A 26,442-nucleotide genomic window follows, 5' to 3' on the forward strand; every position below is an offset into this window, starting at 1 on the left:
TACCAAAGTTGTGGATTGAAGAGGATCGTCTGACCCGCACGCGCCGTCGCCGGGAACGATCGTCCCAGCGCGGGACAGAACCGGGGCGAGTGCGGGGCGGCTATTAGCTGTTCGATTGGGGGTGTCGCGCCATGGCACCACGACTCGTTCACCGGATCTGCCCGGTCTCGTCAATCGCCCGGTCGCCGCGCATCGCCAGCGTCGCGGCATGCGGAACGGTTTTTCCCAAGCGGCGCTCGAAACGGCAAATCTATACTTCTTCTATGGACTGATGGAAATTACTCTGGGTTCAATCACGATCGGCGGGAAACCCCTGCCGGCCGGACTTCGCAGCGTCGCGCCGCCCTTCGCAGGCCCTGCGCCCTGACCCGATCGACCACCCTTTCCGCCTCGTCCGATTTCCCTCTTCCCTTAGAGACTCCGCCCCATGAAGACGCTTCTTATCGCCGGCCTTGCCACCGCCACCTTCGCCCTGCTTTCGCCGGCGCTGGCCGACCCGATCAAGATCGGCGTCACGCCCGGCGCCTATGCCGACTCCGTCGCCACCGCGGCCGAGGAAGCCAAGGCGCAGGGGCTCGACGTGGAGGTGGTGGAGTTCTCGGACTGGACGACGCCCAACATCGCGCTGGCTTCGGGCGACATCGACGCCAACTATTTCCAGCACAAGCCGTTTCTCGACAACGCCATCGCCCAGCGCGGCTACGACTTCACCGATATCGGCGTCGGCACGCTCGCCAATATCGGCCTCTACTCGCTGAAGCATAAGAGCTTCGACGAGATCCCGGAGGGCGGCTCCGTCGCCATCGCCAACGATCCGGTGAACCAAGGGCGTGGGCTTCTGCTTCTGGAAAAGGCAGGGCTCATCAAGCTGAAGGAGGGCGTCGGCTTCAAGGGCACGCTGGACGACATCGTCGAGAATCCCAAGAAGCTCACGTTCACCGAAGTCGAGGGGCCGCAGCTCGTGCGCGTGACGGGCGATGTCGACCTGGCGCTGGGCTACCCCCATTTCATCGTCGCCGCCAAGGCCTTCGATCCCGCGTCCGGCCTCATCTATTCCGGCATCGACGACCGGCAGTTCGCGATCCGCTTCGTGGTGCGCAAGGACCATGCCGACAATGCCGATCTGAAGAAGTTCGTCTCGATCTACCAGACCTCGCCCAAGGTCCGCGAGGCGATCGGCAAGGCCTTCGCGGACAATCCCAAGCTCTACACCATCGCCTGGCAGAACTGAGCGGCGCCTTGAGAGAGAACCGGCCATGACGGATGCGACCTGGATCTTCGAACGCGCCCGGCGCGAGGCGGACGCGGCGCCGCCCGCCCGCCGCCCCGGCACGCCCTCGCCTGCCCTCGCGCCCCGTACTGCCTTGAGCGCCGATCAGCCGAAACGTCGCTCCGGCTCGGTGCGCCTCGAAGCGGTAGGCAAGAGCTACCGGAGCGCAGGCGGCACGGTGCGCGCGCTCGAAGGCGTCGATCTCGACATTCCCGAAGGGGGCATCTTCGGCATTATCGGCCGCTCGGGCGCTGGCAAGTCGAGCCTGATCCGCCTCGTCAACCGGCTGGAAGAGCCGACCGAGGGGCGCGTTCTGGTGGACGGCGAAGACATCGCCGCCCTGAACGGCGACGAACTCGTCGCCTTTCGTCGGCGGGTCGGCATGATCTTCCAGCACTTCAATCTTCTCTCGGCCAAGACCGTCCGGCAGAACGTCGCCTTGCCGCTTCTCGTCGCGGGCGTCGATAAGGCCTCGATCGCCCGACGCGTGGACGAGGTGCTGCGCCTTGTCGGGTTGGAGGGGAAGGAGGACGCCTATCCCTCGCGCCTGTCGGGCGGGCAGAAACAGCGGGTCGGCATCGCCCGAGCGCTGGTCAGCGATCCCGAAATCCTGCTTTGCGACGAGGCGACCTCGGCGCTCGATCCCGAAACGACGCTGCAGATCCTGGCGCTCCTGAAGGACATCAACCGACGCCTGGGCCTCACCATCATTCTCATCACCCACGAGATGAGCGTGATCCGCGAAATCTGCGACCGGGTGCTGGTGCTGGACAAGGGCAAGGTGGCCGAAACCGGCCCCGTCTGGCAGGTCTTCGGCGATCCCCGCCATGCCGCCACACAGGCCCTTCTCCTGCCGCTTGCCCGCGGCCTGCCGGAGGATCTGGCCGCGCGGCTTCGCGCCGAGCCGGCGCCAAGCCTTTCCGGCGAGGCGATCGTCGAGCTGCGCTTCACCGGCGACCGGGAGCCCGATCTCGGCGCCATCGCCGGCGCCTTCCCGCGCGGCGCGCGCCTTCTCGACGCCGCGCTCGACCGGATCGACGGCCACACCAGCGGCCGGGTCCTTCTCGCCGCGCGCGTTGCGGGCGAAGCGCCGCTCGGCGTCGAGCTGTCCGACCTTGCTCCCCAATCGAGGATTCTCGGCTATGTCTGACGCCATGATCGCGCGCCTCACACAGGCCCTTCTCGACACGCTCGCCATGGTCGGCCTGTCGGCGCTGATCGCGCTTCTGGCCGGTATTCCGATCGCGTTGTTCCTGGTCCTTTCCCAGCCGGGCGGCATCGTGTCGGCGCCGCGCACCCACAAGGCCGTCGCCGCCGTTGTCAACGGCTTTCGCGCCACGCCCTTCATCGTGCTTCTCGTGGCGCTTCTGCCGCTTACCCGCTTCCTGACGGGCACAACGATCGGCGTTCCGGCGGCGATCGTACCGCTCGCCATCTCGGCGACGCCCTTCTTCGCGCGCATTGCGGAAGTCTCGCTGCGCGAGGTGGATGGCGGGCTGATCGAGGCGGCCCAGGCGATGGGCTGCCGACGCCGCCATATCGTGCGCCACGTTCTCCTGCCCGAGGCGCTGCCTGGGCTCGTCGGCGGCTTCACCATCACGATCGTCACCATGATCGGCGCCTCCGCTATGGCGGGCGCGGTGGGCGCCGGCGGACTCGGCGATCTCGCCATCCGCTACGGCTACCAGCGCTTCGACACCACCGTCATGGCCGTGGTCATCGTCGTGCTCGTGGCGCTCGTCTGCCTCGTCCAGTTCGCAGGCGATTTCGCCGTCCGTCGCCTTCGCGCCCGATGACGGCCATGAGCGGGAACACACCCCTTCCTCCGCGCTGGATCGGCAGCGACGGCGAGGCGATCGAGGTCGCGACCGCGCTCGCAGCCGACTTCGCGCGTGAGGCGCCCTTGCGCGATCGCGAGCGCCGCCTGCCCTTTGCCGAGATCGAGCGCTACACCGCGAGCGGTCTCGGGGCCATCACCATCCCGGCCGACCATGGCGGCGCCGATGTCTCCTTCGTGACGCTCGCGGAAGTCTTCGCGATCCTCTCGGCGGCCGACCCCGCGCTCGGCCAGATCCCGCAGAACCAGTTCGGCGTCGTCGCGCTCCTGCGCGACATCGGCACGCCGGACCAGAAGCGGCGCTTCTTCGCCGATGTTCTCGCCGGACGGCGCATCGGCAATGCCGGGCCCGAAAAGGGCGGCGCCTCTATGCTGCACATGAAGACGCGGCTTCGCCAGACGCCCGAGGGGCTGCGCCTGTCGGGCCGGCGCTTCTATTCCACCGGCGCGCTGTTCGCGCACTGGATTCCGACGCGCGCGCTGGACGATGACGGCAAGCCCGTGCAGGTCTGGGTGCGGCGGGAGGATTTGGGCGTCGAGGTGATCGACGACTGGACCTCCTTCGGTCAGCGCACCACGGCGAGCGGCTCGGTCGCCTTCACCGATGTTCCGGTTGAGCCCGGGAATGTCATTCCGGTCCATGCCTTCGCGGACCGGCCGGGCCTTGCCGGCCCCGTGTCGCAGATCATTCAGGCGGCGATCGATCTCGGCATCGCGCGCGGCGCCTTCGCCGACACGCTCGCCTTCGTGCGCGAGCGCTCGCGTCCCTGGGTGGATTCCGGGGTAGAGCGGGCCGTGGAGGACCCGACGATCCGCCATTCGGTCGGCGCGCTCGCGACCTCGATCCACGCCGCCGAGGCGGTGCTGCGCGAGGCCGCCGGGGTGCTGGACGACGTGGCCGCCGAGCCGGTCACCGAGCTTTCCAGCGCCCGGGCCTCGCTCGCCGTCGCCGAGGCCAAGGTGCTGACCACGGAAGCGGCGCTGGAGGCGAGCGAGGCCTTGTTCGACCTCGCCGGCTCGGCGGCGACGCGCGCCGGCCATAATCTCGACCGGCATTGGCGCAACGCCCGCGTCCACACGCTGCACGATCCCGTGCGCTGGAAGCTGCATCTTCTCGGCAACCACGCGCTGACCGGCGCCCTGCCCCGCCGCCATCAATGGAATTGAGACAGACCGCCTTGGACACGCGCCACCTTTTCGAGCCACCCGCCGCGCCCCCTGTCGCTCCGGCTCATGTCATTGCGAGCGAAAGCGAGGCGCTGGAGATCGCCCGCACGCTTGCCGGGGAATTCCGCGCCGGGGCGAGCGACCGCGACCGCGAGCGACGCCTGCCCTGGTCCGAGCTCGACCGCTTCTCCCGAAGCGGCCTCTGGGGCATCACCGTGCCACGCACCTATGGGGGCGCGGGCGTTTCCAACGCGGTGCTGGCCGAGGTGATCGCGACGATCTCGGCGGCGGACGGCTCGCTCGGGCAGATCCCGCAGAACCATTTCTACGCGCTGGAAGTGCTGCGCGTCGGCGGCTCGCCGGAGCAGCAACAGGCCTTCTTCGCCCGTACGCTCGCCGGCGAGCGCTTCGGCAATGCCCTGGCCGAGATCGGCGCGCGGGACTTCCAGCGCCGCACCCGGCTGCTGCGCGAGGCCGAGGGCTGGTTCCTCGAAGGCGACAAGTTCTATTGCACCGGCGCGCTCTACGCCCATTGGATTCCGACCCTCGCGATGGCCGAGGAAGAGGGCGGGCTCGTTTCCCATCTCGTCTTCGTGCCGCGCGAGGCCGAGGGTGTCGAGGTGGTGGACGACTGGGACGGGTTCGGCCAGCGCACAACGGGCTCAGGAACAGTGCGCTTTCGCCGCGTGCGGGTGGAGCCGGACTGGGTCGTGCCCTTCGGCGCCTCGTTCGAGCGCGCCACGACGATCGGCCCCGTCGCGCAGATCATGCATGCCGCGATCGATCTCGGCATCGGCCGCGAGGCCTACGCCGACATGCTCGCCTTCGTCAAAGCCCGCGCCCGGCCCTGGATCGATTCCGGAACCGAGCGCGCGGTGGACGATCCGCTGACGATCCGCGAAGTGGGCGAGGTCCATGTCCGGCTTCGTGCGGCCGAGGCCCTGCTGCGCCGCGCCGGGCGGATCGTCGACCAGGCGCAGGGCAAGATGACCGAGGACAGCGTGGCCGAGGCTTCGATCGCGGTGGCCGAGGCGCGCATCGCCACCACAAAGGCCGGCCTTCTGGCGGCGACCAAGCTGTTCGAACTCTCCGGCACCTCCTCGACGCTGGCCGAGGACAATCACGATCGCCACTGGCGCAACGTGCGCACCCACACGCTGCACGATCCCGTGCGCTGGAAATACCAGGCCGTCGGCCGCTACCATCTGACCGGCAAGCGCCCGCCACGCCACGGCGCCCTGTAGAGAAAGCCGCGAATGCCGAAAGAGATCGTCCTCAACGCCTTCACGATGAACTGCGTCGGCCATATCAATCACGGCCTCTGGACCCATCCGCGCGACCGGTCGGCCGACTACACCAAACTGTCCTACTGGACCGACCTCGCCCGCACGCTGGAGGCGGGCCTGTTCGACGCGGTCTTCATTGCCGACATCGTGGGCGTCTACGACGTCTACCAGGATTCGATCGACCTCACGGCGCGCGAAAGCATCCAGCTTCCCGTCAACGACCCGACCCTTCTCGTGCCGGCCATGGCGGCGGTGACGCGCGGGCTCGGCTTCGGCGTCACGGTCAACACGGGCGTCGAGCATCCCTATACGTTCGCCCGGCGCTTCTCGACGCTCGACCATCTGACGGACGGGCGCGTCGGCTGGAACATCGTAACCGGCTATCTCGACAGCGCCGCGCGCGCCGTGGGCCGCGACGCCATGGCCGAGCACGACACGCGATACGACCGGGCCGACGACTATCTCGATTTTCTCTACAAGCTCTGGGAAACGAGCTGGGAGGACGGGGCCGTGCGGCGCGATAAGGCGGGCCGCGTCTATGCCGACCCGGCCCGCATTCACGAGATCCATCATGCGGGTCCGTTCTACCGTTCGCGCGGCAGGCATCTCTCAGAGCCCTCGCCGCAGCGCACGCCCGTCCTGTTCCAGGCCGGAACGTCGGGCCGGGGCCAGCGCTTCGCCGCGACCCATGCCGAATGCGTCTTCATCTCCGCGCCCGACCCGCAGACCGCCCGGCGCCTGTCGCGCCAGCTTCGCGAGGCGGTGGTCGCGGCGGGACGGCGGGCGGACGACATCCGCATTCTCGTCGGCCTCAGCGTCGTCACCGGCGAAAGCGACGCGGCCGCGCGCGAGCGGCACGAAGATTATATCCGTCACGCCAACCCGGAAGCGGGCCTTGCGCATTTCGCCGCCGGCAGCGGCATCGACTTCTCGCGCTTCGATCTGGACGAGGAGATCGCCTACGGCCCGACCAACGCCATCCAATCCACCACAGCGCTTGCCCGCGAGCGCGGACTGACCAAGCGCCAGCTTCTGGACGGGCTCTCGCTCGGCGGGCGCTATCCCCTGATCGTCGGCAGCGGCGAGACGGTGGCGGAGGAGATGGGACGCTGGATCGAGGAGGGCGAGATCGACGGGTTCAATCTGACGCGCACCGTCGTCCCCGAAAGCTTCGAGGACTTCGTCCGCTTCGTGGTGCCCGCGCTTCAGGAGCGCGGCTTCTACAAGACCGGCTACGGCGAGGGCACGCTGCGCCAGCGCCTTTTCGGACGGGGAAACGGCTTGACGGAGGGCCATCGCGGCCACGAGATCCGTCGGCAGGCCAGGGGATAGCGTAAGGCTTAAGCAAAGGGCGCGGGCACGGCTGGTTCGGCCTCGCCTGCGGCTTGCTCACCCCCCATGTGCGGGCGCCGGTCAGCATCGCGGCAGTGGGGCTGCCACGTTCAGATGCGCAATTCCCTGTCCTATGTCCCGAGCGCCCGGCGGAGCCCTGGCGCCACGCCTTCATCCAGCCCGACCGCCCTGGCGCGGCTAAGGCGCTGCGCCGCACCATCGACCGACTCCGGGGACAGTGTCCGGCGTATGGGCACCTTAATCGCCGATAGCAAAACCGACATGCTGGCGCATCTGGCCTTTCCCGGTCAGCGCCTGGCCCGGAACCCTTCGACAGACTCGCAGAGCGACTGAGCAAGGAGGGGGAAGCGCCGTGCCGACGTCGTCGGCCTTTTTCCCAAACGAGAGTTCCGTCATCCGCCTCGCCGGTGCTGTCGTGCTCGCAGCCAACAACGATGGACAAGCGCAGAAACCCTCCAGGCAAACCGAGCCGATGGCCAAACTCGTGGCCCCGGCGCCAAGCCAAAAGCTGCGCGAGTTTTCTGCCACATCGGCGGACACGACCAGTTCCCGGCCTTTTTCCCCAGCTCACACTCCAAGACAGCGGACGAAAAACCCTCCGAAGACCGCGGTTCTCTTAGGCGCGGAACGTCTCCTGAACTCCTCAAAACACACGCTGAGATACGATTGTAAATTTGATTTTACATCTGTATGGATAGGGACGGCGCCCGTTTGGAGAGGTGGGTGCCGATGGTGGAGGGCGCGTTGACGCGCTGGACGAACGGGAGACGAACGATGAAGAAACTGGCACTCGCCCTGGCTGGCGCGGCGGCCCTGATGCTTCCCTTGACCGCGAGCGCGCAGGACGCGCCGGGCACGATGAAGAAGGCCAGCTACCGCTTCCTGATCGTGCCGAAGGTCGTCCATCCCTGGTTCGACAAGGTCAACGAAGGCGCCCAGATGGCCGCGGCCGCCCTCAAGGCGCAGACCGGGTCCGATATCGAGATCGTCTATTCCGCGCCTCAGACGGCCGACGTCGTGCAGCAGGTTCAGATCGTGGAAAGCGCGATCTCCACCCGCCCCGATGGCATCGCGATCGACCTCTTGGACCCGTCGGGCAACCGCGCCTCGCTGGAAGCGGCGCAGGGTCAGAAAATTCCCCTGGTGGTCTTCGATTCCGTCGCGCCCGAGGGCATGAAGATCCCGACGATCGGGATGGACTTCTGCAAGCAGGCCAAGATCGCCTCGAACCGTCTGGTCGAGATGCTGGGCGGCGACGGTGAGGTTGCCATCATGATGGGCGTTCCGACCGCCCCCAACCACTCGATCCGCGCCCAGTGCCACCGCGACGTCTTCGCCGCGCATCCCGGCATCAAGGTCGTGGCCGAGGGCATCGACAACGACAGCATCGAGACCGCGCAGAGCCAGGCGGCCGCGATCATGCAGGCCCACCCGAACCTCAAGGGCTGGGTGGCATCGGACGCGGCCGGTCCCATCGGCATCGGCCAGGCGATCGTGGAATCGGGCAAGCAGGACAAGGTGAAGATGGTCGGCCTCGACAATCTCAACGAGATGCTGGACCTGATCCGCTCGGGTGTCGCCGACAGCTCGTCCGCCTCGCTCCCCGAGATGCAGGGCTACTGGTCCGTCATGCTGCTTTGGGCCCAGGTCACCGGCGCTCCCGTGCCGGATTATGTCGACACCGGCAGCGCGTTCCTGACGAAGGCGAATGTCGGCGGCTGAGCCATCGCGCGCGGGGGGTGGCTGACGCCGCCCCTCGCGCCGCTCCGCCAAACGACCGGCCACCATCGGGAGGAAGCATGGCCTATCTCGAAACACGGGGGCTCAGCCGTGAATTCCCCGGCGTAAAGGCGCTTACCGACGTCGATCTCTCGATCGAGCTCGGGCGCACCCACATCCTGGCCGGCGAGAACGGCGCGGGCAAATCGACGCTGGTCAAGATCCTCATCGGCTCCGACCGGGCGAGCGCGGGAGCGATCCGCATCGACGGCGCGGACCCGACCGAGCGCCCCGACCTCTTCCGCAAGATCGCCTACGTTCCGCAGGAACTGTCCCTGTTCCCGGACGTCAGCGTGGCGGAAAATCTGTTCATGCCCTTCGACCGGACGGGGCATGGCGGCCTCGTCAACCGGCGGCGCCTCGAAGCCGAGGCGCAGACCTATCTCGACCGGTTCGGCATCGAGGCGCGGCCGGGCGATCTCGTGCGCCACATCTCCGTGCCCGATCAGCAGCTTTTGCAGATCGCGCGCGCTTCGACCAACCGGGAAATGAAGGTCCTGATCCTCGACGAGCCGACCTCGGCGCTGACGGCGCGCGAGGTGGAGCGCGTGTTCAAGGTCATCCGCGGCTTCCTCGACCGGGACCATGCGATCGTCTTCATCTCGCACAAGATGGAGGAGGTCTTCGCCATCGGCGACGACTACACCGTCCTGCGCAACGGCGAAAAGGTCGAGGCTGGGCGCATCGCCGACATCGACGAGCCGGCGCTGATCCGCGCCATGTCCGGCCGCGCGATCACGATGGAAGATCATTTCCGGCCCCAATGCCCCGTCAGTGAGCCGATCATGGAGGTGGAGGGGCTTTCCGGCCCCATGTTCCAAGATGTCAGCTTCACCTTGCGGCGCGGCGAGATTCTCGGTTTCGCCGGTCTCGTGGGCGCGGGGCGCTCGGAGCTGATGCAGACGATCTTCGGCTTCCGCAAGGCCGGCGGGGGCACCGTGCGCGTCGAGGGCCAGCCCTGGCGTCTCGACGACACCGCCTCGTCCGTGCGGGGCGGCATGCTCTACCTCTCGGAAGAGCGCAAGCACCACGGCATATTCCCGCTCCTGTCGCTCCGCGAGAACATCGGCATCTCCGTTCTCTCGCTGACCACCGGCGGCGCCGGGATCGACAGGCGCAAGGAACACGGCATCGTCCAGCGGATCATCGACGATTACGGCATTCGCACGTCGGGCATGGGCAAGCGCATCTCGCAGCTTTCGGGCGGCAACCAGCAGAAGGCCATCATCGGCCGGGCCATGGCGACCACGCCGCGCATCCTGATCTTCGACGAACCCACCAAGGGCATCGACATCCGCACCAAGGCCGAGATCTACAAGATCATGAAGTCGCTCGCCGAGGAGGGCGTCGGCATCATCCTGATCTCGTCCGAGATGACCGAGCTGCGCCGCTGCGCGAGCCGCATCGTCACCATGCATTCGGGCCGCCTCACCGGCAGCTTCGACGCCGCGACCACCGACGCCGAAACCCTTGTCGGCGCGATCTTCGCCACCGGCCCTTCCCCCATCCTTCCAGGACACGTCCCGTCGGAGGCTCCCCATGTCAACTGATGCCGCATCGACCAAGGACGCCAGGACCGAGCGCGCCGGCGCGCTGTGGCTCCTCCTGCGCAATCCGCTCGCCGGCGTCTTCGCCGCGCTGCTGGCGATCTTCGTGATCTCGGCTGTGATTTCGCCCTACTTCCTGTCGGGCTACAACATGTCGGTGATCGCACGCGGGCTCGCCTTCGTCGGGCTGATCACGATCGCGCAGTCCTCTCTGATGATCCTGGGCGAGCTCGACCTGTCGCTCGGCGTCATCGGCGGCCTGTGCGGCGTCGTGTCGGGCATGTTGATGGTCCAGGCCGGGCTTTCGCCGCTGGCCACGCTTCCCCTGGCGCTGTTTCTCGGCATGGCGCTCGGCTTCCTCAACGGGCTCCTCGTCACCCGGCTCGGACTCCATTCGCTGGTGCTCACGATCGGCACCGCCGGCATCTACGGGGGCGCGATCCTCGTTCTCACCAAAGGCGTCGCCATCACCGGCATCCCGGCCGACATCCAGTTCCTGGGGCGGGGCGACGTGCTTCTCCTGCCGGTTCCGTTCGTCATCATGCTGGTCGTGCTGGCGATCGCGCTCTTTCTCATCCTGAAGACGCCGATGGGCCGCTACATGTATGCGATCGGCAACAATCCGGCCGCCGCGCGCATGCTCGGCATCCGGGTGGATCGCATCCGGCTTCTGGTCTTCACACTGGCGGGACTTCTGTCGGCGCTCGCGGGCCTACTGATGGTCGCGCGCCTCGGCACGGCCCAGCCGTCCATCGGGCAGACCTGGGTTCTCGCGCCCATCGCGGCGGCCGTGATCGGGGGCGTCGCCACCACGGGCGGCGTCGGCTCGCCGCTCGGCGCGATCTTCGGCGCGGGCATCATCGCCATCATCGAGAACATCATCGTGCTCTTCGGCGTGTCCCCCTACTGGCAGGGCATCGTGTCCGGCGCGATCGTGGTTCTCGCGATCTCCTTCGATGCGCTCTCGCGCCGCTATCTCCGCCGCGACGCGGCCTGACAGTCTCGAAAGACCAAGCTTGTGACCAAGACCAAGAAACTCATCAACGCCCCCGAGACGATCATCGCCGAGCTGATCGGCGGAATGACCGCCGCCCATTCCGATCTGCTGCGCGTCGAAGGGCAGACGGGCCGGGCCATCGTCGCGGTGGACGGGCCTCGCGACGGCAAGGTCGGCGTCGTCGTCGGCGGCGGCTCGGGGCATGAGCCCGCCTTCGCCGGCTATGTCGGGCGGGGCCTGGCGGACGCCGCCGCGATCGGCAACATCTTCGCCTCGCCCTCGCCCGAGCACATCCTCGACGCCGCGCGCGCGGCCGACGGCGGGGCGGGCGTGGTCCTGCTCTACGGCAACTACACCGGCGACGTCCTGAACTTCACCATGGCGGCCGAGGAATTGGAAGCTTCGGGCGTCCCGGTCCGCCATGTGGCCGTGGCGGACGACGTCGCGTCCGCGCCGTTCGATCGGCGGGGCGAGCGGCGCGGCATCGCGGGCGATTTCTTCGTCTTCAAGATCGCGGGCGCCGCCGCCGACAAGGGCGAGCCCCTGGCGCGGGTCGAGGCGCTGGCGCGCAAGGCCAACGACGCGACGCTGTCGATGGGCGTCGCGCTCGGCCCCTGCTCGCTGCCCCAGACCGGCAAGCCGAACTTCGAGATCGGCGACGACGAGATGGAAATCGGGATGGGCCTGCACGGCGAGCCGGGCGTGCGGCGCCAGACCCTGGCCTCCGCCGATACCGTCACCGACGAGCTGATGGAGACGATCCTGAACGAGCTCGCGCCGCCTGAGGGCTCGCGCGTCGCGGTGCTGGTGAACGGCCTCGGCTCGACCTCCTATGTCGAGCTCTACATCATCTTTAACCGGGTCAAGCAGCTGCTCGACGCGCGCGGCATCGCGATCCATCGCTCCTGGGTCGGCGAATACGCGACCTCTCTGGAGATGGCCGGCGCCTCGATCACGCTCCTGAAGCTCGACGACGAATTGACGGGCCTGCTCGACCATCCCTGCCGGTCGGTCGCGCTGACCGTCGGATCGGCGGAAACGGGCTCGACGGCCTCGGTTCGCACGGCGCTCGCCTCCCCGAGGAAAAGCGCGGCGCAGACCCCGGCGGAAGACGCCGGCCAGCGGCCGCTGCGCCGGGAAGGCGCGGTCACGCCGGCCCTCTTTCGCCACATGATGCTGCGCGTGGGCGACGAGATCATCGCCGAGAAGGACTGGCTGTCGGAGCTCGACGGCGTGATCGGCGACGGCGATCATGGCGTCACCATGGAAATCGGCTGGAAAGCGGTCCAGACGGCGCTTGCAGACGTTCGCGAGGAAGAAACGATCGAGGGGCTCTGCAAGCGCATGGCCAAGGCGTTTCTGGACGCGGTCGGCGCTTCGTCCGGTCCTCTCTACGCCACCGCGTTTCTGCGCGCCGGGGCGGCGGTCGGCGATCGGCTGAACCTCGACGGGGCAGGCATCGCCACCTGGCTCGCCGCCGCCTTGCAGGGCATTCAGGATCGCGGCCGGGCGGAACCCGGCGACAAAACGATGATCGACGCCTGGGTGCCGGCTGTCGCCGCCGCCAGGGAGCAGGCGGGGGGCGGTGCGTCGGAGCTTTCCGTTCTGCAGGCGGCGCGCGACGGCGCCGAGGCCGGCATGAAGGCGACCGCCGACCTCGAGTCGCGGCGCGGGCGCTCCTCCAAGCTGGGCGTCCGCTCCAAGGGGCATATCGATCCGGGCGCAGCCTCGTCCTTCGTCATCCTGCGCGCCATGACGGCGGCTCTCGAAGGCGCGACGCCAGAGCCGCAGCCGGCCTGATCCCGGACGGGGCGCCCCCTTTCGCGGGCGGGCGCCCCGGTCCTCGATCGTTCAGCGCGGGCCGGCCAATAGGGCGCGCGCCACGCCTTCGTTGGTGACGAGGCGGTTGACATATCCGCCTCGCAGGATCGCACGGATGATCTGGATCTTGTCGATGCCGCCCGACACGAGGACCGAATAGGGCTTGAGCTTCAGCTTGTCGGGACTGAGCGCCATGACCGACTCGTTCAGGAAATGGTCGATCGGCCTTCCCTGCATGTCGAGGAAGCATCCCATGAGCTCGCCCACCGCGCCGAGGCGAAGGATGTCGTCGAGATGGTCCTTGACCACGCGGATCTGGGTGAGCGTCGTGTCCTGCGTCAGTGCTCCGCAGGAGGTCATGCCGAAATCGGCGATTTCGGTGCGGGCCAGGACATCGGTCAGCTCGTCGTTGAGCAGCAGGGCTTCCCGGCTTTCGGCGGTCGCGCAGTAGATCGGCGCGGTCAGATAATGGCATTCGACGCTCATCAGCCGGGCGAAGCTGGTGGCGACCTCGAACGTGTTGGTGCCCGACGAGCGCGTGACGCCGCCCGTCAGCCCGACGACCCAGGATCGCGGATGCGGCTTGGCCGGAATCTTGCGAACGGCAAAGCTCAAGGTTCGCCCGCTGGCAATGCCGATCCCGAGATCCTTGCCCTCGATGAGAGCCGCGGTCAGGGTTCCCGCCGCTTCGCCGATCACCCTCTTCTGCTCGATATAGTCGGAGACGTCGGGCACCACGACCACCTCCACCAGCCCGTAGCACTCTCCCACCGCTTCGCCTAGGGCGATGCAGTCGCTCAAGGGGAGTTTCACGTCGACATGAACCATCCCGTCGGCGCGAACCTGGCCGATGATCTTGTTCACCTTCAGCCGCGTGAGGTTCAGCTGGGAGGCGATCTCCTGCTGGGTCAATCCACCGACGAAATAGAACCAGGCCACCCGGGCGCGTTCCAGTTCGTCGCTCAATCCTTCGATATCCGCTCGCATGGCGGAGTGCTTATCACAGGACAAGCCGGTCGGCGCTCGGCAAGCGGATCAATTTCCACAAGGCGACTATAGTGTCGCGGCGGGCCGAACCGAACGCTTCTCAGCCGATGTCCACCCCTCCGCGAAGCAGCGCACCGGCACCGCTTCGAACAGGCGAGGGAGACCGCTGTCGCGAAAACGGCCGTGACGGTTCTTCGAGATAGCCGAGCGATCGGGCACGTCGCCATCCAGCCGGGTCCGGTCGCAACGGACCCCCTTGATGTTGGCACGACATCTGCATGCCAACGAACCAGCATGCCGCGACGGGGGTCAGACATGGCCTTCCGCCCGCAGGCATGGGAAGGAAACTTCGGCGATGAAACTAGGCTTGCTCGTTCCACAAAAAGGCCCCAGCGGTCTTTGGGCCGCGTCGGCCATCTGCTGCGCGGAACTGGCCGTTCTCGAACTGAACGAGCGGGGCGGCGTCCTCGGCCAGCCGGTCGAACTCGTCTCGATCGATGCGGGGGCGAGCGGCGCGAGCGCGGCCTTTGCCGTCGAAGGGGCCATCGGCGAGCGCGGCGTCCAAGCGATCGTCGGGATGTTTCCAAGCTATGCGCGCACGCCAGTAGCGCGGGCGATCGGTCGCCGCGTCCCCTTCGTCTACACGCCGCAATTCGAGGGGTTCGAGCGCGACAAGAGGATCGTGACCACCGGCGAAACCGCGCGCGAGCTCCTGGAACCGGCCATCGAGTGGTTCAAAGGCCATGGCGGGCCCAAACGCTTTTTCCTCTGCGGCAACGACTATATCTGGCCGCGCGCAAGCCTTGCCGTCGCCCGCGCCATGATCGGTCACTCCTCGGTCGGCTCCGTCGTCGGCGAGCGCTACCTGCCGCTCGGCGACCAGAGCTACCACGAGCTGCTGGCCTGCATCGCCGCCAGCCGGGCCAACGTGGTTCTGCCTTTCTTTCTCGGCTCGGAAGCCATCGCCTTCCATAGAGCCTTCTCGGAAGCGGGCCTTACATCCCGTGTCCTGCGGTTCACGCCCGCCTTGGACGAGACGATCCTCTACGGGATCGGCGAGCGGGCGACCGACAATCTCTATGCCTCGTCGGCCTATTTCGGCGCCGTTGCCTCGCGCAACAACGGCGCCTTTCTGGAACGCTACCACCGCTTGCACGGCGAATCCCCACCGCCCGCCAACGCTTTCGGCCAGTCCTGCTACGAGGGCGTCCACTGCCTGGGCTCGCTGATCGAAGCGGCAAACACGCTCAACGCGGGTGCGGTTTCGCGAGAACTCGGCCGCACGCGCCAGCATCGGACGGCGCGCGGAGAGGATCGCGATCCCATCGCCGGGGCCCGTCAGCCGATCCATTTCGCGCGGGTGGACGGTTACGATTTCACCTTTCTGCCCGCAATTTAATCATTTTTATGCGCCGCCAAAAAATTAGGAGCCGCACCGCAATAATTACTTGCCAAGTGAAATAATTTTGACTGAACTGGCCTTGTTCGCCGATGTCCGGCTCCGTTTTCCGGGACGCTCACATGGTCATTTCCCGTCGTCACTTTCTGCGCTCGTCCGCGACCTTCGCCGTCGCGACGCTCGCTTCGCCGGCGATCTTCACGCGCGGCGCCTTCGGCCAGGAGGACCCGATCCTCGTCGGCTCACTCCACGACCAGTCCGGCCCGATCGCCGCGTCCGGCGTGCCGATGGTGGAGAGCCTCAATCTCGGAATCTCGGAGGTCAACGCAGCCGGCGGGCTCCTGGGCCGCCCACTCAAGCTGGTGCATTACGACACGCAGTCGAACATCCAGATGTATTCGCAATATGCCCAGCAACTCGCCGTGCGCGACAAGGTGGCCGTGGTCCACGGCGGCATCACCTCCGCCTCCCGCGAGGCCGTGCGGCCGACCTTCTCGCGCTTTCGCACGCTCTACTTCTACAACACGCTCTATGAAGGCGGCGTGTGCGACCGCAACACGTTCTGCACCGGCACGACGCCGGCGCAGACGGTCGAGAAGCTCGTGCCCTACGCCATGGGAAAGAGCGGTAAGCGCGTCTACATCATCGCGGCCGACTACAATTACGGCCAGATCACCGCCAAGTGGATGCAGAAATACGTCAAGGACCATGGCGGGGAGACCCTGTCGGTCGACTTCTTCCCCCTGGACGTGACCAATTTCGGGCCGACCATCTCCAAGATTCAGGCCGCCAAGCCCGATCTCATCCTGTCGGCGCTGGTCGGCGGCAACCACACCGCCTTCTATCGCCAATGGGCGTCGGCCGGGATGAAGAGCCAGATCCCCATCGCCTCCACCACCTTCGGCCTCGTCAACGAGCCCTCGACGCTGGACGCGGCCGAAAGCGACGGCATCATCGGCGCCTACGGCTATTTCGAGGAACTGACGACGCCGGCCAGCACGGCCTATGTCGGCGCGCTGAAGAAGGCCTCACCCTCCATTCCCTATATCAGCGAGCTCGCCTGCGGCACCTACGAGGGCTTCCACCTCTGGGCCGAGGCCGTGAAGAAGGCGGGCACGATCGAGCGCATGGCGGTAATCGAGGCCCTGGAAACGGGCCTGTCCTTCGACGGTCCGAGCGGCAAGGTCACGATTGATCATCCGACCCACCACACCACGCGCAACGCCTATCTGGCGGATGTGAAAGAGCGGAAGTGGAACGTCCTCGAGACCTACACCGACGCCAAGCCCCTCGACACCGCCGCCGTCTGCGACCTCGTTAAGAACCCCGGCGACAACAAGCAATACGAGATCTCGATCTGAGCTTCGCCATGCGGGGGCATGGCCCCCCGCGTCTCCCACTCCCGACGCGGTTCTGTCCATGGATCTTTCCGTCATTCTCGCGCTCGACGTCCTGAACGGCGCGGCCTCGCTCTTCCTCCTCTGCCTCGGTCTCGCGATCATCTTCGGCATGATGAAGATCATCAATCTGGCGCATGGCGAGTTCGTGATGCTCGGCGCCTATGCCACGGTCCTGTCCACCAATGCCGGCCTCAACATCTGGATCGCGATGCTGGTGGTCGCCCCGGTCTTCGTCGGCCTCGTCGGACTCGTCATCGAGCGCTGCCTGATCCGCTTCCTCTACGGGCGGCTCGTGGATTCCATGCTGGCGACCTGGGGCCTCAGCCTGTTCCTGATCGGGCTGGTGACCACTCTCTTCGGCAACACGATCAACGGCGTGCCCACCCCGCTCGGCGGCTTCGAGATCGGCGCCTATCGCTCGTCCTGGTACACGATCTTCCTAGTCGCGATGGCCCTGGCGATGATGGCCCTCGTCTACGGCGTCATGCGCTTCACGCGGTTCGGCCTCGTCGCGCGCGCCGTCATGCAGAATCCCGGCATGGCCGCCACGCTGGGCGTCAACCCCGCCCGCATCTACATGGCCACCTTCGCTCTCGGCGCGGCCGTCACGGGGCTCGCCGGCGGGCTCCTGGCGCCCGTCTCGGGCATCACCCCGGTCATGGGCTCGGCCTTCGTCGCCAAGAGCTTCATCACCGTCGTCGGCGGCGGCGCGGCGATCATCTCCGGCACCGCTTCGGCGGCCGGACTCTTCGGCCTCGTCAACCAGATGGGCGCCTATCTCACCACGCCGGTCTATGGCGAGGTCATCCTGTTCCTGTCCGCGATCCTACTCATCCGGCTCCTGCCGCAGGGCATTTCCGGCCGCTTCTTCAAAGGCACGCTCTGATGACGCGCCAGACCTCGCTCGCTCTCCAGTCGCTCGCCGTCCTGGCCGCGATCCTCGTCGTCGCCGCGCTGCCGAGCTACATGGATCTCTTCACCCTCATGCAGGTGACGCTGTTCGCCGCGATGGGCGTCCTGTCGCTCAGCCTCGCCTTCATCTGGGGCTTCGGCGGCATTCTTTCCTTCGGGCAGACCGCGTTCTTCGGCCTCGGTGCCTATGCCTACGCGATCGCCGCGATCAATTTCGGCGACAGCACCAACGCCATTCTCCTCGCCGTGCTCGTGCCCGGCCTCTTCGCGGCGGCTCTGGGATACTTCGTCTTCTACGGGCGGATCAGCGAAGTCTATCTCGGCGTCATCACGCTGACCGTCACCCTGATCCTGTTCAATGTCGTCAACTCCACCGCCGGCGACAGCTACACGATCGGCACCGCGCGGCTCGGCGGTTTCAATGGAATCCCGGCCGTGCCGACCTTCAACATGCCCTATAGCCCCAGCGACATCCTATCGCCGGAGGCCTCGTGGTGGGTGACGGCGGGCGCGCTGATCGGCGTCTATCTTCTCCTGCGGCTTCTTCTGGCCAGTTCCTTCGGCCGCGTCGCCGTCGCCGTGCGGGAAAACGAGACGCGTGCCGCCCTGCTCGGCTACGATCCGCGCATCATCAAGCTCGGCGTCTTCGTCGTCGGGGGGGCGGTCGCCGGGCTCGCGGGCGCGCTCTACGTCAATTGGGGCGCCTTCGTCGGACCCACGATCTTCTCCCTCTCGATCTCGGCCGAGATCATCATCTGGATCACGATCGGCGGGCTCGGCACGCTGCTCGGGCCGATCGTCGGCTGCTTCCTCATCCAGTATCTCGTCAGCCAGATCGGCTCGCAGCAGGCGTTCAACGCCAATCTGGTGCTCGGCGTCATTCTCGTGGCCTTCGTCCTGCTCCTGCCGCAAGGCATCGTGCCGACGATCCGCGACGGGCTCCTGCGCCTCGCGCGCTTGGGCCGGCCGCGCCGGGACGCCAAGGCGCTGGCGAGCGAACCCCATGCCGCTGGAGCCAAGTGAGATGAGCACCCTCGTTCCGCTTCTGCAGACGCAAGGCCTGACGATGCGCTTTGGCGGCGTCGTCGCCAATGACGGGGTCGACTTCACGCTCGGCGAGATGGAGCTTCGCTGCCTGATCGGCCCCAACGGGGCGGGAAAGAGCACCTTCTTCAAGATGCTCACCGGGCAGCTCGTCCCCAGCGCCGGCACCATCGCCTTTCGCGGGCAGCCGGTCGCGGGAAAGGCCTCGCACGAGATCGCCCGCATGGGCATCGGCATCAAGACGCAGGTGCCCAACGTCTTCAACGGCCTCACGGTGCGCGAGAACATCTGGCTGGCGGCCCGCCGCAAGGCCACGCCGCGCAGGATCAACCCGATCGTGGACGAGATCCTGGAGAAGATCCGCCTCGGCCCTCAGGCGAACGCCATCGTCGGCCAGCTGTCGCACGGCCAGCGCCAATGGGTCGAGATCGGCACTGTGCTCGCCGGCGATCCCGAGCTCATTCTCCTGGACGAGCCCGCCGCCGGCATGACGGACGAGGAAACCCATCGCACGGCGGAGATCATCCACGAGATCAATCTCACGCGGGCCATCGTCGTGGTCGAGCACGACATGGCCTTCATCAAGATGATCGCCCGGACGGTCACGGTCTTCCATCAGGGCCGGATCATGATGGAGGACACGATCGACAAGGTCCTGGCCGACACCCGCGTTCGCGACGTCTATCTCGGCAAGAAGGTGGCCGCCTGATGCAAGCGCTTCTCGACGTCTCCGGCCTCAAGGCCAGCTACGGGCGCGTCCCGATCCTGACCGGCATCGACTTTCACATGGCGCAGGGCGAGTTCCTCGGCATTCTCGGCCACAACGGCATGGGCAAGACGACTTTGATGAAGACGCTGATGGGGCAACTCGCCGCCACCGGCGGCTCGGTCCGCTTCAACGGCGAGGACATCACGAAGCGATCGACCCACAGCCGCTCGCGCCTCGGCCTCGGCCTCGTGCCGCAGGGGCGCGAGATCTTTCCCACGCTCACGGTGCGCGAGAATCTGCGCATGGGGCTGGCGAGTTCGAAACGCGAGGACCCGGCGGTCATCGAAGACGTGCTGACGGATTTCCCGCGTCTGGTGCGTCTCCTCGACCGGCGCGGCGGCGCGCTGTCGGGCGGGGAGCAGCAGCTTCTGGCGCTCGCGCGCTGCCTCTGCACCAAGCCGAAGCTGATCCTGCTGGACGAGCCGACCGAGGGCATCCAGCCCTCGATCATCGAGGAGATCATCGAGACCCTGCTCGGTCTCAAGCAGCGCTGGAGCCTCTCGATGATCATCGTCGAGCAGAACCTCGAATTCATCACCTCGCTCTCCGACCGGGTCCTCGGCATCACCAAGGGCCGCATCACCGGCGAGGTCAGCCGCCAGGATCTCCTGGCCGGGCGCGTCGGCATGGCCGCCGCCTGATCCCGTCACCGCCGCGCTCCGCGAGCCCGGCGCCCGTCCCAACCCCATCCCGTCAAGCTCGCACACCGCGAGAAGGAGGCCGCATGCCCATCACCCGCCCGAATGCAGACCAGGTCCTGGCGCTCGCCGACAGCCTCGGCATGACCATGACGCCGGAGGAGGCCGGCTCCTATCTCAAGCTGATGCAGGCCAATTTCGACGCCTACGACACGGTCGACGCCCTGCCCGACTTCGTGCCGCCGGTGCGCTATCCCCGCACGCCGGGCTACCGGCCGGTGGGCGAGGAGAACAGGCTTGGCGCCTGGTACTACAAGAGCGAGGTGAAGGGCGCGCCCGAGGGCAAGCTCTCGGGCAAGACCGTCGCCTTGAAGGACAATGTCTCTCTGGCGGGCGTGCCGATGATGAACGGCGCGGCGACGCTGGAAGGCTTCATCCCCCTTGCCGACGCCACGATCGTCACCCGCATGCTGGACGCCGGGGCCACGATCATGGGCAAGGCGGTCTGCGAGCATTTCTGCCTTTCGGGCGGCAGCCACACGTCCGACCCCGGCCCCGTCCACAATCCGCACAAGCATGGCTATTCGGCCGGTGGCTCCTCCTCGGGGTCGGGTGCGCTGGTGGCGGCGGGCGAGGTGGATATGGCCATCGGTGGCGATCAGGGCGGCTCGATCCGCATCCCCGCCTCCTATTGCGGCGTCTACGGAATGAAGGGCACGCACGGACTCGTGCCCTATACCGGCGTCATGCCGATCGAATCCACGATCGACCATACGGGTCCGATGACGGCCAACGTCGCCGACAACGCTCTGCTGCTCGAAGTCCTGGCCGGGCCCGACGGCATGGACCCCCGCCAATACGCCCCCAAGGTCTCGTCCTACACCGAGGCGCTCGGCAAGGGCGCCAAGGGCCTGAGGATCGGGATCCTGAAGGAAGGCTTCGAAATACCCGGCATGCAGGCGGCGGTGGCCGACAAAGTGCGGGCCGGAGCCGCGCGCCTCGAGGCCATGGGGGCGGTCGTCGAGGAGGTCTCGATCCCCGAACACAGGCTGACGGCCGCCGTCTGGAACCCGATCGGGCTGGAAGGCCTGACCATGCAGATGATGTTCGGCAACGGCATGGGGTTCAACTGGAAGGGTTATTACGATGTCGGGCTGATGGACGCCCACGCCGCCTGGCGCGACCGGGCCGACGAGCTCTCCAAGACGCTCAAGCTCTCGATGCTGGTGGGCCAATGGGGCCTGACCCATTATCGCGGACGGTACTACGGCAAGGCCCAGAATCTCGCACGCCAGATGAAGGCGGCCTACGAGGCGGTCTTCGCCTCCTACGATCTTCTTCTGTGCCCGACGCTTCCCTGCGTCGCCACGCCGATCCCCGGCAAGGACGCCCCGTTGGAGGAGGTGGTCGTGCGGGCCTTCGAGATGGTGTCGGCGACCTCCCCGATGGACGTGACCGGGCATCCTTCGATGTCGATCCCCTGCGGCCTCGTGGATGGGCTGCCCGTCGGGCTGATGCTGACCGGCAAGGACTATTCCGAGGCGACGATCTACCAGGCGGCGGCGGCCTTCGAGGCCGAAGGCGACTGGAAGAGCTTCTGAGGCGGGGCGATGAAGTCGATCAGCGCCGTGATCCGGGTCAAGCCGGGCCAGGAGGAGACGATGCGCAGCGCCCTGCTCGAGGTTGCCGCGCATGTCCGCGCGAGCGAACCCGACACGGTCGGATTCTTCGTCTCCCAGGACCCCGCCGATCCCGCTCTCTTCACCACCTACGAGCGGTTCGCGGACGAGGCGGCGATGGCGAGGCACAATGCCTCGCCCGCCGTCGCGCGCTTCTTCGCCATCGCCAAGCCCATCCTGGCGGCGGAGGTCGTCCTGGTCACCGCAGACGAGCTCTTCGCCAAATAGGACCGGACGCAGCGATGTACGACACGATCATTGTCGGCGCGGGCTCGGCGGGCTGCGTGCTCGCCGGGCGCCTTTCGGAAGATCCCGATCGGCGCATTCTCCTCCTCGAAGCCGGCGGCCCGCCGCCACTTGCCTCGCGGATCCCGTCCGACTGGACGACGATGTTCGACACGTCCGTCGACTGGGGCTACCACACCGAGCCCCAGCCGGGCTGTCGAGGCCGGCGCATCTTCTGGCCGCGCGGCCGTATGATCGGCGGCTCCGGCGCGCTCAACGCGATGATCTACATGCGGGGGCTTCCATCCGACTATGACGGTTGGGAGGCCATGGGCTGCCCGGGATGGGGATGGTGCGACGTGTTGCCGGGATTCGTCGGTTTCGAGCGCAATCGCCGTCTCGGCAACGACCCGCTGCACGGCGCCGACGGACCGCTCGACGTCGAGGACCCCCCGCATACGGACGAGGGAGAACATCTCTGGCTCGCCGCCGCCATGGCCGCCGGCCATGCCCGCAATCCCGACTTCAACGGCGCTTCCCAGGCCGGCGTCGGCTTCTTCCAGACAACGACCCGCTATGGCGAGCGCTTCGGCACGGGCAAGGCCTATCTGGAGCCGGCCCTCGCCCGGCCGGGGCTGACGGTCGCGACGGGTGTTCTGACGACCCGAATTCTCGTCGAGAACGGCCGCGCGGTCGGCGTCGAGTATCTTGAAGGGGGGCGCCCCCAGCTGGCCTATGCCGCCTCGGAGGTCATCCTGTCGGCCGGTGCCATCGCCTCGCCGCACCTCCTCATGCTCTCCGGGATCGGGCCTGCCGACGAGCTTCGGGCGGTCGGGGTCGCGCCCGTTCACGATCTCCCCGGCGTCGGCAAGAGCCTTCAGGATCATCCGAACGTCGTGATCTCCTTCGCGGCCAACCGACCGATCGGATGGGGCGCGATGAGCGAGGCCGATCTCGCCCAATCGCTGGACGAATGGACAAGAAGCCGGACGGGACCGCGCACATCGAACTGGGTGTCGGCGGGCGGGCATGTCCGATCGCGTCCGGACGTCGAACCGGACATCCAGCTCTATGGCGTGGCCAGCGCGCACCGCGACTATTCGCGCTTTCTCCACCACGGATCGGGGTTTTCGCTCTATGCGACGCTGCAGCGCCCAGAAAGCCGGGGCGAGATCCGCCTGCGATCGGCCGATCCGCTGGAGGCCCCCGCGATCGACCCGCGCTACTTCTCGTCCGATCCGACAGGCGGGGACTTGGCGACCCTGGTCGAGGGCGTGAAGATCAACCGCGAGATCGCCGCCGCGTCCCCGCTGAAGGATGTGATCGATCGCGAACTTACCCCGTCCGCCGAATGCCGCACGGACGCGGAGATCGCCTGGCATGTGCGAGGCCATTGCACCTCGCTCTACCACCCGTCGAGCACATGCCGGATGGGAACGGACGACGAGGCCGTGGTCGATCCCCGAACCTTCGCCGTGCGAGGGCTGGATGGGCTTCACGTCGCCGACGCTTCCGTATTTCCCCGGATGATTTCCGCCAATCTCAACGCCACGGTGATCCTCGTCGCCGAGCGGGCGGCGGAGGTCCTGGATTCAGGGCGGAGCGGCGGCGAAGCGGCCTGATTTTGTCGATCGAACGACGGAGCCGTCAGGACAGCCTTTGAAGGAAGCTTTCCAGCATTTCCTTCAGTCGTTTCGCGTCGTCGTTGCCGTAGGTCTCCTCGACCCAGGTCTCGTGCTCGCTGACCTGTCGGCTTTGCGTGTCGAGAAGGCTCGTGCCCTTGGCGGACAGGAAGACGAGGATGCGGCGCCGATCCGCCGGATCGGGCGCGCGATAGACCAGCGCATCCTGCACCATGCGATCGATCAGCTTCGTCGCCGTGGGCGCATTCAACCCGAGCTCCTCCGCGATCGCGCCCATCGTCAGGCCCTGCCGCTCCGACAATGCCTTCATCACGCGCCACTGATCGACGGGAACGCCTTCGGCCGCCAGCCGACGCATCATCTGTCGATTGGCTTGAGAAAGAAGATGCGACAGGTGGTCGTTCAGGAGACGCTTGGGCATGGGCTCTATATCTGCTGGCCAAGCCAATCTAGGACCCAGGGCCGACTTTGAGAAGGCTTCGTCCTGAACAACCGGCGGGGGTGCGAACCTTCGGCTCGCAATCAGCGTCCATGAGACTTAGGAGTCTCACCGACGCTTCGAGAACGGCATCCTGCAGAGTTTGGCCGACATCTTCGTGCCCCAGCGTCTCGCCGCCACCCTGTTGAACACGGCGGGCCCGATCGACGCCAAATTCCACTATCGCCAGAACGACACGACGATCGCCATGCGGGCTGCCTGAGCCAAGGCCATCGGTTCAGGAGCGCTTGGCCTCAAGACATCGGATGGACAAGGGCCAGCCCTTCCCGAAAAGGACGAAGCTGGCTCATACACTCCTCAGCGCCGACGCGATCCAGTCGAGCCGGCGGGCGGGCACGAGGCCGTAATTGTAGAAGTTGAGCCCGTCGACACCGACCTCGAAAGCGGCCTCGACCCGCGTGGCGAGGTCTGGTGCCCCGGTCATTTCGGGATAGAACAGGCGATAGCCGAGTCCAAGAAAGCCGTCCGGCCCGACCAGCGCCCGGCCCTGTAGGGCCAGTTGCGAAACGGCGGCCGGGGTCCGGTCGTAGGCGCACAGCAGAAGCCCATCGAGAATGCGCGCGGCCGCCGCGAGATCGACGCCGCCGACCCAGGCTTCGGGCAGGTCGACCAGCACGATCCGGGTGGAGGGATGGGCGGCCTCCCTGATGTCGGCGAGGAGGCTCGTGACGGGTTCGCTCCGCCAACGGAGGAATTCGTGGAGCGCCGGCCAGCCCTCGAAGGCGTCGATCCCGCGCTCGGAAAAGTCCGGCCATCGCGCCTGCGGGATCTCGCGCTCGCAGGCCTCCGCGATGAAGCCGCGCACGGCGGCGCGAGCGGCGGGCATATCGACGCCGGCGCGCCCGGCCCTCGCCTCGCAATGCCGGCAGAAGCAGAGCGACAGGAGGAACTCGTCCTCCGCCAGGAGCCCGAGCCCGTCCTTCTCGTGGTGGTAGCCATGGGCGAAGCCCATGAAGTTCGGGCTTTCCAGTTCCAGCCGATCGGGCCGGTAGCCGGTCGTGATGTCGCGCACCAGGGTCGTGACATAGCGGCGGGCGGCCGGACTCGACGGGCAGAGCGCGTAATAATTAGGATCGTCGAAGGCCGTGCGCGTGACCTCGCCGGGATGCAGCATCCCGAGCCGCGTATTGTGCAGGCACACGGTCCAGGCCGAAACGGCCGGTCCGCCGGCGTCGCGCGCCCGGCAGAGCGCCGCCAGCATGTCGCCGCCCTCCTCCAGATTGCGGGCAACGAGCGGCTGGATCGGAGCGTCGGACCAGAGCGCGCGGTCGGGCCGGTAGTAGATCGTCCCGTCCTCGGGAAAATAGGCTTTTCGGACGGGGCTGCGCGGCTGAAGGAAGCGGCCCGCGTGATAGGACGTGGCGAGGCTCACCATGTTCAGCCCAGCGCGCTCCGTCACGTCGCGCAGGAAAGCGGGCAGGCCGACATCCTGAATGTCCCAGGCATAGGTCCAGATCGATTTCTGCATGGCCGCCTCCCGTCCTCTCAGCCGAAGCGCAGGGCCAAGGCCCCGGCGACCGCGCCGTCCTCCACCAGTTCGTAGAGGATGGCATGCCGGTCGAGACAGGTGCAGGGATGCGACAGGCCGAATTCGACCACATCGCCCGGCCGGATGTCGCAGCCCTCCCCGATCGCCAGGAACGCGTGCTGATCGTTGAGGCGAAGCACGCTCGCGCCCTCCGCGCTTGGCGTCGGCACCCCGTCGCGAAAGCTATGGAGAGGCGTGGGCAGGCCTTGGTCGATCGCGACGTCGCGCAGCCCCATGCCCGCGATGGCGAGCCCCGGCTCCGGCACCGACAGGATCTCGGCCCAGACGCGCAGCGCGGGGCGGAAGCCTTGCGCGGCCGAAACCGCCGCGCCGCCCACGACCAGACCGGCGCGCGCATCCAAAGCCACCATGCCGCGCTCGTAGATGCCGTGATCGTGGAAGAAGATGGCGCCGCTGCGAAGGACGAGCCTTGTCGCGGGGTCGCCCGCCAACACCTCGCGCAGGCCCGATAGGACGAGATCGAAGAAGACCGAGCCGCCCGCCGTCAGGATCAGCGGGCGCTTCGGCCCGACGCGCGCGCGCAAGCTTCGGTGGAACGCCGCGGTCGCGGCCATCAGCGCGTCGATGCGGGCGCGCGTGTCGGCCGGATCGGCGGTGGCCGCCGCGCCTTCATAGGCGCCCGTGCCGGAAACGCGCAGGCG

At 67.2% G+C, this 26,442-nt stretch carries 22 protein-coding genes and 1 pseudogene; 19 read left to right on the forward strand and 4 right to left on the reverse strand.

Translation table 11 applies throughout. From position 1 onward, the window contains the following. The first annotated feature begins 427 nt into the window (after window positions 1-427). From AUL32_RS19490 to dhaL, 10 genes are all read left to right on the forward strand, one after another. Complete coding sequence (locus tag AUL32_RS19490; RefSeq protein ID WP_062118719.1) at window positions 428-1,231, forward strand: MetQ/NlpA family ABC transporter substrate-binding protein; 804 nt, start codon at window positions 428-430, stop codon at window positions 1,229-1,231. A 25-nt stretch (window positions 1,232-1,256) separates the two neighbouring features. Further along, window positions 1,257-2,420 carry a methionine ABC transporter ATP-binding protein gene (locus AUL32_RS19495; protein ID WP_062118722.1) on the forward strand — a complete coding sequence of 388 codons (1,164 nt, stop codon included), beginning with the start codon at window positions 1,257-1,259 and terminating at the stop codon, window positions 2,418-2,420. Then, on the forward strand, window positions 2,413-3,066 hold the full coding sequence (locus AUL32_RS19500) for a methionine ABC transporter permease (RefSeq protein WP_061978108.1): 654 nt from the start codon (window positions 2,413-2,415) through the stop codon (window positions 3,064-3,066). The genes AUL32_RS19495 and AUL32_RS19500 overlap by 8 nt, the downstream gene beginning before the upstream one ends. A gap of 5 nt (window positions 3,067-3,071) precedes the next feature. Continuing rightward, a complete protein-coding gene (locus AUL32_RS19505; protein ID WP_244497987.1) occupies window positions 3,072-4,274 on the forward strand; it encodes an SfnB family sulfur acquisition oxidoreductase in 1,203 nt (400 codons plus the stop codon). Continuing rightward, the gene (locus AUL32_RS19510; protein ID WP_062118728.1) at window positions 4,265-5,518 is read left to right on the forward strand and encodes an SfnB family sulfur acquisition oxidoreductase; all 1,254 of its coding nucleotides are present in this window, start codon (window positions 4,265-4,267) and stop codon (window positions 5,516-5,518) included. Before AUL32_RS19505 ends, AUL32_RS19510 begins: the two co-directional genes overlap by 10 nt. Window positions 5,519-5,530: 12 nt before the next feature. Then, window positions 5,531-6,892, forward strand: a complete 1,362-nt coding sequence (locus tag AUL32_RS19515; RefSeq protein WP_062118731.1) for an LLM class flavin-dependent oxidoreductase — start codon at window positions 5,531-5,533, stop codon at window positions 6,890-6,892. A 795-nt stretch (window positions 6,893-7,687) separates the two neighbouring features. Next, on the forward strand, window positions 7,688-8,635 hold the full coding sequence (locus AUL32_RS19520; protein ID WP_062118735.1) for a substrate-binding domain-containing protein: 948 nt from the start codon (window positions 7,688-7,690) through the stop codon (window positions 8,633-8,635). Window positions 8,636-8,712: 77 nt separating this feature from the next. Further along, window positions 8,713-10,242: a sugar ABC transporter ATP-binding protein gene (locus AUL32_RS19525; protein WP_062118745.1), complete on the forward strand. Its 1,530-nt coding sequence runs from the start codon at window positions 8,713-8,715 to the stop codon at window positions 10,240-10,242. Continuing rightward, complete coding sequence (locus AUL32_RS19530; protein WP_062118748.1) at window positions 10,232-11,236, forward strand: ABC transporter permease; 1,005 nt, start codon at window positions 10,232-10,234, stop codon at window positions 11,234-11,236. The genes AUL32_RS19525 and AUL32_RS19530 overlap by 11 nt, the downstream gene beginning before the upstream one ends. A gap of 21 nt (window positions 11,237-11,257) precedes the next feature. Beyond that, a complete protein-coding gene (gene dhaL / locus AUL32_RS19535) occupies window positions 11,258-13,036 on the forward strand; it encodes a dihydroxyacetone kinase subunit DhaL (protein WP_062118750.1) in 1,779 nt (592 codons plus the stop codon). A 51-nt stretch (window positions 13,037-13,087) separates the two neighbouring features. Here dhaL and AUL32_RS19540 read toward each other — a convergent pair whose 3' ends face one another. Continuing rightward, complete coding sequence (locus AUL32_RS19540) at window positions 13,088-14,023, reverse strand: sugar-binding transcriptional regulator (protein WP_244497989.1); 936 nt, start codon at window positions 14,021-14,023, stop codon at window positions 13,088-13,090. Between the two features lie 376 nt (window positions 14,024-14,399). On the opposite strand from AUL32_RS19540, the gene AUL32_RS19545 reads away from it, so the two are divergent. The 9 genes from AUL32_RS19545 (at window position 14,400) to AUL32_RS19585 (ending at window position 23,732) form a co-directional block, all read left to right on the forward strand. Then, window positions 14,400-15,443 (forward strand): substrate-binding domain-containing protein, encoded by a 1,044-nt coding sequence (locus tag AUL32_RS19545; protein WP_062118756.1) that lies wholly within the window; start codon window positions 14,400-14,402, stop codon window positions 15,441-15,443. Between the two features lie 122 nt (window positions 15,444-15,565). Then, window positions 15,566-16,804 (forward strand): urea ABC transporter substrate-binding protein, encoded by a 1,239-nt coding sequence (locus AUL32_RS19550; protein ID WP_062118760.1) that lies wholly within the window; start codon window positions 15,566-15,568, stop codon window positions 16,802-16,804. A gap of 58 nt (window positions 16,805-16,862) precedes the next feature. Then, window positions 16,863-17,729 (forward strand): branched-chain amino acid ABC transporter permease, encoded by an 867-nt coding sequence (locus AUL32_RS19555; RefSeq protein WP_062118762.1) that lies wholly within the window; start codon window positions 16,863-16,865, stop codon window positions 17,727-17,729. Continuing rightward, the gene (locus tag AUL32_RS19560) at window positions 17,729-18,778 is read left to right on the forward strand and encodes an ABC transporter permease subunit (protein ID WP_062118766.1); all 1,050 of its coding nucleotides are present in this window, start codon (window positions 17,729-17,731) and stop codon (window positions 18,776-18,778) included. Before AUL32_RS19555 ends, AUL32_RS19560 begins: the two co-directional genes overlap by 1 nt. A 1-nt stretch (window position 18,779) precedes the next feature. Continuing rightward, the gene (locus AUL32_RS19565) at window positions 18,780-19,508 is read left to right on the forward strand and encodes an ATP-binding cassette domain-containing protein (RefSeq protein ID WP_062118768.1); all 729 of its coding nucleotides are present in this window, start codon (window positions 18,780-18,782) and stop codon (window positions 19,506-19,508) included. Further along, window positions 19,508-20,209 carry an ABC transporter ATP-binding protein gene (locus AUL32_RS19570; protein WP_062118770.1) on the forward strand — a complete coding sequence of 234 codons (702 nt, stop codon included), beginning with the start codon at window positions 19,508-19,510 and terminating at the stop codon, window positions 20,207-20,209. Before AUL32_RS19565 ends, AUL32_RS19570 begins: the two co-directional genes overlap by 1 nt. An 83-nt stretch (window positions 20,210-20,292) precedes the next feature. Beyond that, a complete protein-coding gene (locus AUL32_RS19575; RefSeq protein WP_062118773.1) occupies window positions 20,293-21,807 on the forward strand; it encodes an amidase in 1,515 nt (504 codons plus the stop codon). Window positions 21,808-21,816: 9 nt separating this feature from the next. Further along, window positions 21,817-22,113 (forward strand): putative quinol monooxygenase, encoded by a 297-nt coding sequence (locus AUL32_RS19580; RefSeq protein ID WP_062118776.1) that lies wholly within the window; start codon window positions 21,817-21,819, stop codon window positions 22,111-22,113. A 14-nt stretch (window positions 22,114-22,127) separates the two neighbouring features. Further along, window positions 22,128-23,732, forward strand: coding sequence for a GMC family oxidoreductase (locus AUL32_RS19585; protein ID WP_062118777.1), 1,605 nt, complete (start codon window positions 22,128-22,130; stop codon window positions 23,730-23,732). A 25-nt stretch (window positions 23,733-23,757) separates the two neighbouring features. Here AUL32_RS19585 and AUL32_RS19590 read toward each other — a convergent pair whose 3' ends face one another. The 3 genes and pseudogenes from AUL32_RS19590 to AUL32_RS19600 form a co-directional block, all read right to left on the reverse strand. Continuing rightward, window positions 23,758-24,174 carry a MarR family winged helix-turn-helix transcriptional regulator gene (locus AUL32_RS19590; protein ID WP_062118779.1) on the reverse strand — a complete coding sequence of 139 codons (417 nt, stop codon included), beginning with the start codon at window positions 24,172-24,174 and terminating at the stop codon, window positions 23,758-23,760. 364 nt (window positions 24,175-24,538) lie between these two features. Beyond that, entirely contained in the window at window positions 24,539-25,720 is a 1,182-nt protein-coding gene (locus AUL32_RS19595) for a hypothetical protein (RefSeq protein ID WP_062118782.1), read from the reverse strand. A gap of 17 nt (window positions 25,721-25,737) precedes the next feature. Beyond that, window positions 25,738-26,442: pseudogene (locus AUL32_RS19600) on the reverse strand (amino acid deaminase); the annotation flags it as partial.

The organism is Aureimonas sp. AU40 (assembly GCF_001463785.1).
In the GTDB taxonomy this organism is placed as follows: Bacteria; Pseudomonadota; Alphaproteobacteria; order Rhizobiales; family Rhizobiaceae; genus Aureimonas.

Excerpts from the sequence above, each read along its gene's own strand:
- AUL32_RS19570 (WP_062118770.1), top strand. The coding sequence starts at position 19,508 with ATGCAAGCGCTTCTCGACGTCTCCGGCCTCAAGGCCAGCTACGGGCGC.
- AUL32_RS19565 (WP_062118768.1), top strand. The coding sequence starts at position 18,780 with ATGAGCACCCTCGTTCCGCTTCTGCAGACGCAAGGCCTGACGATGCGC.
- AUL32_RS19515 (WP_062118731.1), top strand. The coding sequence starts at position 5,531 with ATGCCGAAAGAGATCGTCCTCAACGCCTTCACGATGAACTGCGTCGGC.
- AUL32_RS19575 (WP_062118773.1), top strand. The coding sequence starts at position 20,293 with ATGCCCATCACCCGCCCGAATGCAGACCAGGTCCTGGCGCTCGCCGAC.
- AUL32_RS19580 (WP_062118776.1), top strand. The coding sequence starts at position 21,817 with ATGAAGTCGATCAGCGCCGTGATCCGGGTCAAGCCGGGCCAGGAGGAG.
- AUL32_RS19510 (WP_062118728.1), top strand. The coding sequence starts at position 4,265 with ATGGAATTGAGACAGACCGCCTTGGACACGCGCCACCTTTTCGAGCCA.
- AUL32_RS19495 (WP_062118722.1), top strand. The coding sequence starts at position 1,257 with ATGACGGATGCGACCTGGATCTTCGAACGCGCCCGGCGCGAGGCGGAC.
- AUL32_RS19595 (WP_062118782.1), bottom strand. The coding sequence starts at position 25,720 with ATGCAGAAATCGATCTGGACCTATGCCTGGGACATTCAGGATGTCGGC.
- AUL32_RS19530 (WP_062118748.1), top strand. The coding sequence starts at position 10,232 with ATGTCAACTGATGCCGCATCGACCAAGGACGCCAGGACCGAGCGCGCC.
- AUL32_RS19505 (WP_244497987.1), top strand. The coding sequence starts at position 3,072 with ATGAGCGGGAACACACCCCTTCCTCCGCGCTGGATCGGCAGCGACGGC.
- AUL32_RS19500 (WP_061978108.1), top strand. The coding sequence starts at position 2,413 with ATGTCTGACGCCATGATCGCGCGCCTCACACAGGCCCTTCTCGACACG.
- AUL32_RS19560 (WP_062118766.1), top strand. The coding sequence starts at position 17,729 with ATGACGCGCCAGACCTCGCTCGCTCTCCAGTCGCTCGCCGTCCTGGCC.
- AUL32_RS19545 (WP_062118756.1), top strand. The coding sequence starts at position 14,400 with ATGAAACTAGGCTTGCTCGTTCCACAAAAAGGCCCCAGCGGTCTTTGG.
- AUL32_RS19585 (WP_062118777.1), top strand. The coding sequence starts at position 22,128 with ATGTACGACACGATCATTGTCGGCGCGGGCTCGGCGGGCTGCGTGCTC.
- AUL32_RS19520 (WP_062118735.1), top strand. The coding sequence starts at position 7,688 with ATGAAGAAACTGGCACTCGCCCTGGCTGGCGCGGCGGCCCTGATGCTT.
- AUL32_RS19550 (WP_062118760.1), top strand. The coding sequence starts at position 15,566 with ATGGTCATTTCCCGTCGTCACTTTCTGCGCTCGTCCGCGACCTTCGCC.
- AUL32_RS19490 (WP_062118719.1), top strand. The coding sequence starts at position 428 with ATGAAGACGCTTCTTATCGCCGGCCTTGCCACCGCCACCTTCGCCCTG.
- AUL32_RS19555 (WP_062118762.1), top strand. The coding sequence starts at position 16,863 with ATGGATCTTTCCGTCATTCTCGCGCTCGACGTCCTGAACGGCGCGGCC.
- AUL32_RS19590 (WP_062118779.1), bottom strand. The coding sequence starts at position 24,174 with ATGCCCAAGCGTCTCCTGAACGACCACCTGTCGCATCTTCTTTCTCAA.
- AUL32_RS19525 (WP_062118745.1), top strand. The coding sequence starts at position 8,713 with ATGGCCTATCTCGAAACACGGGGGCTCAGCCGTGAATTCCCCGGCGTA.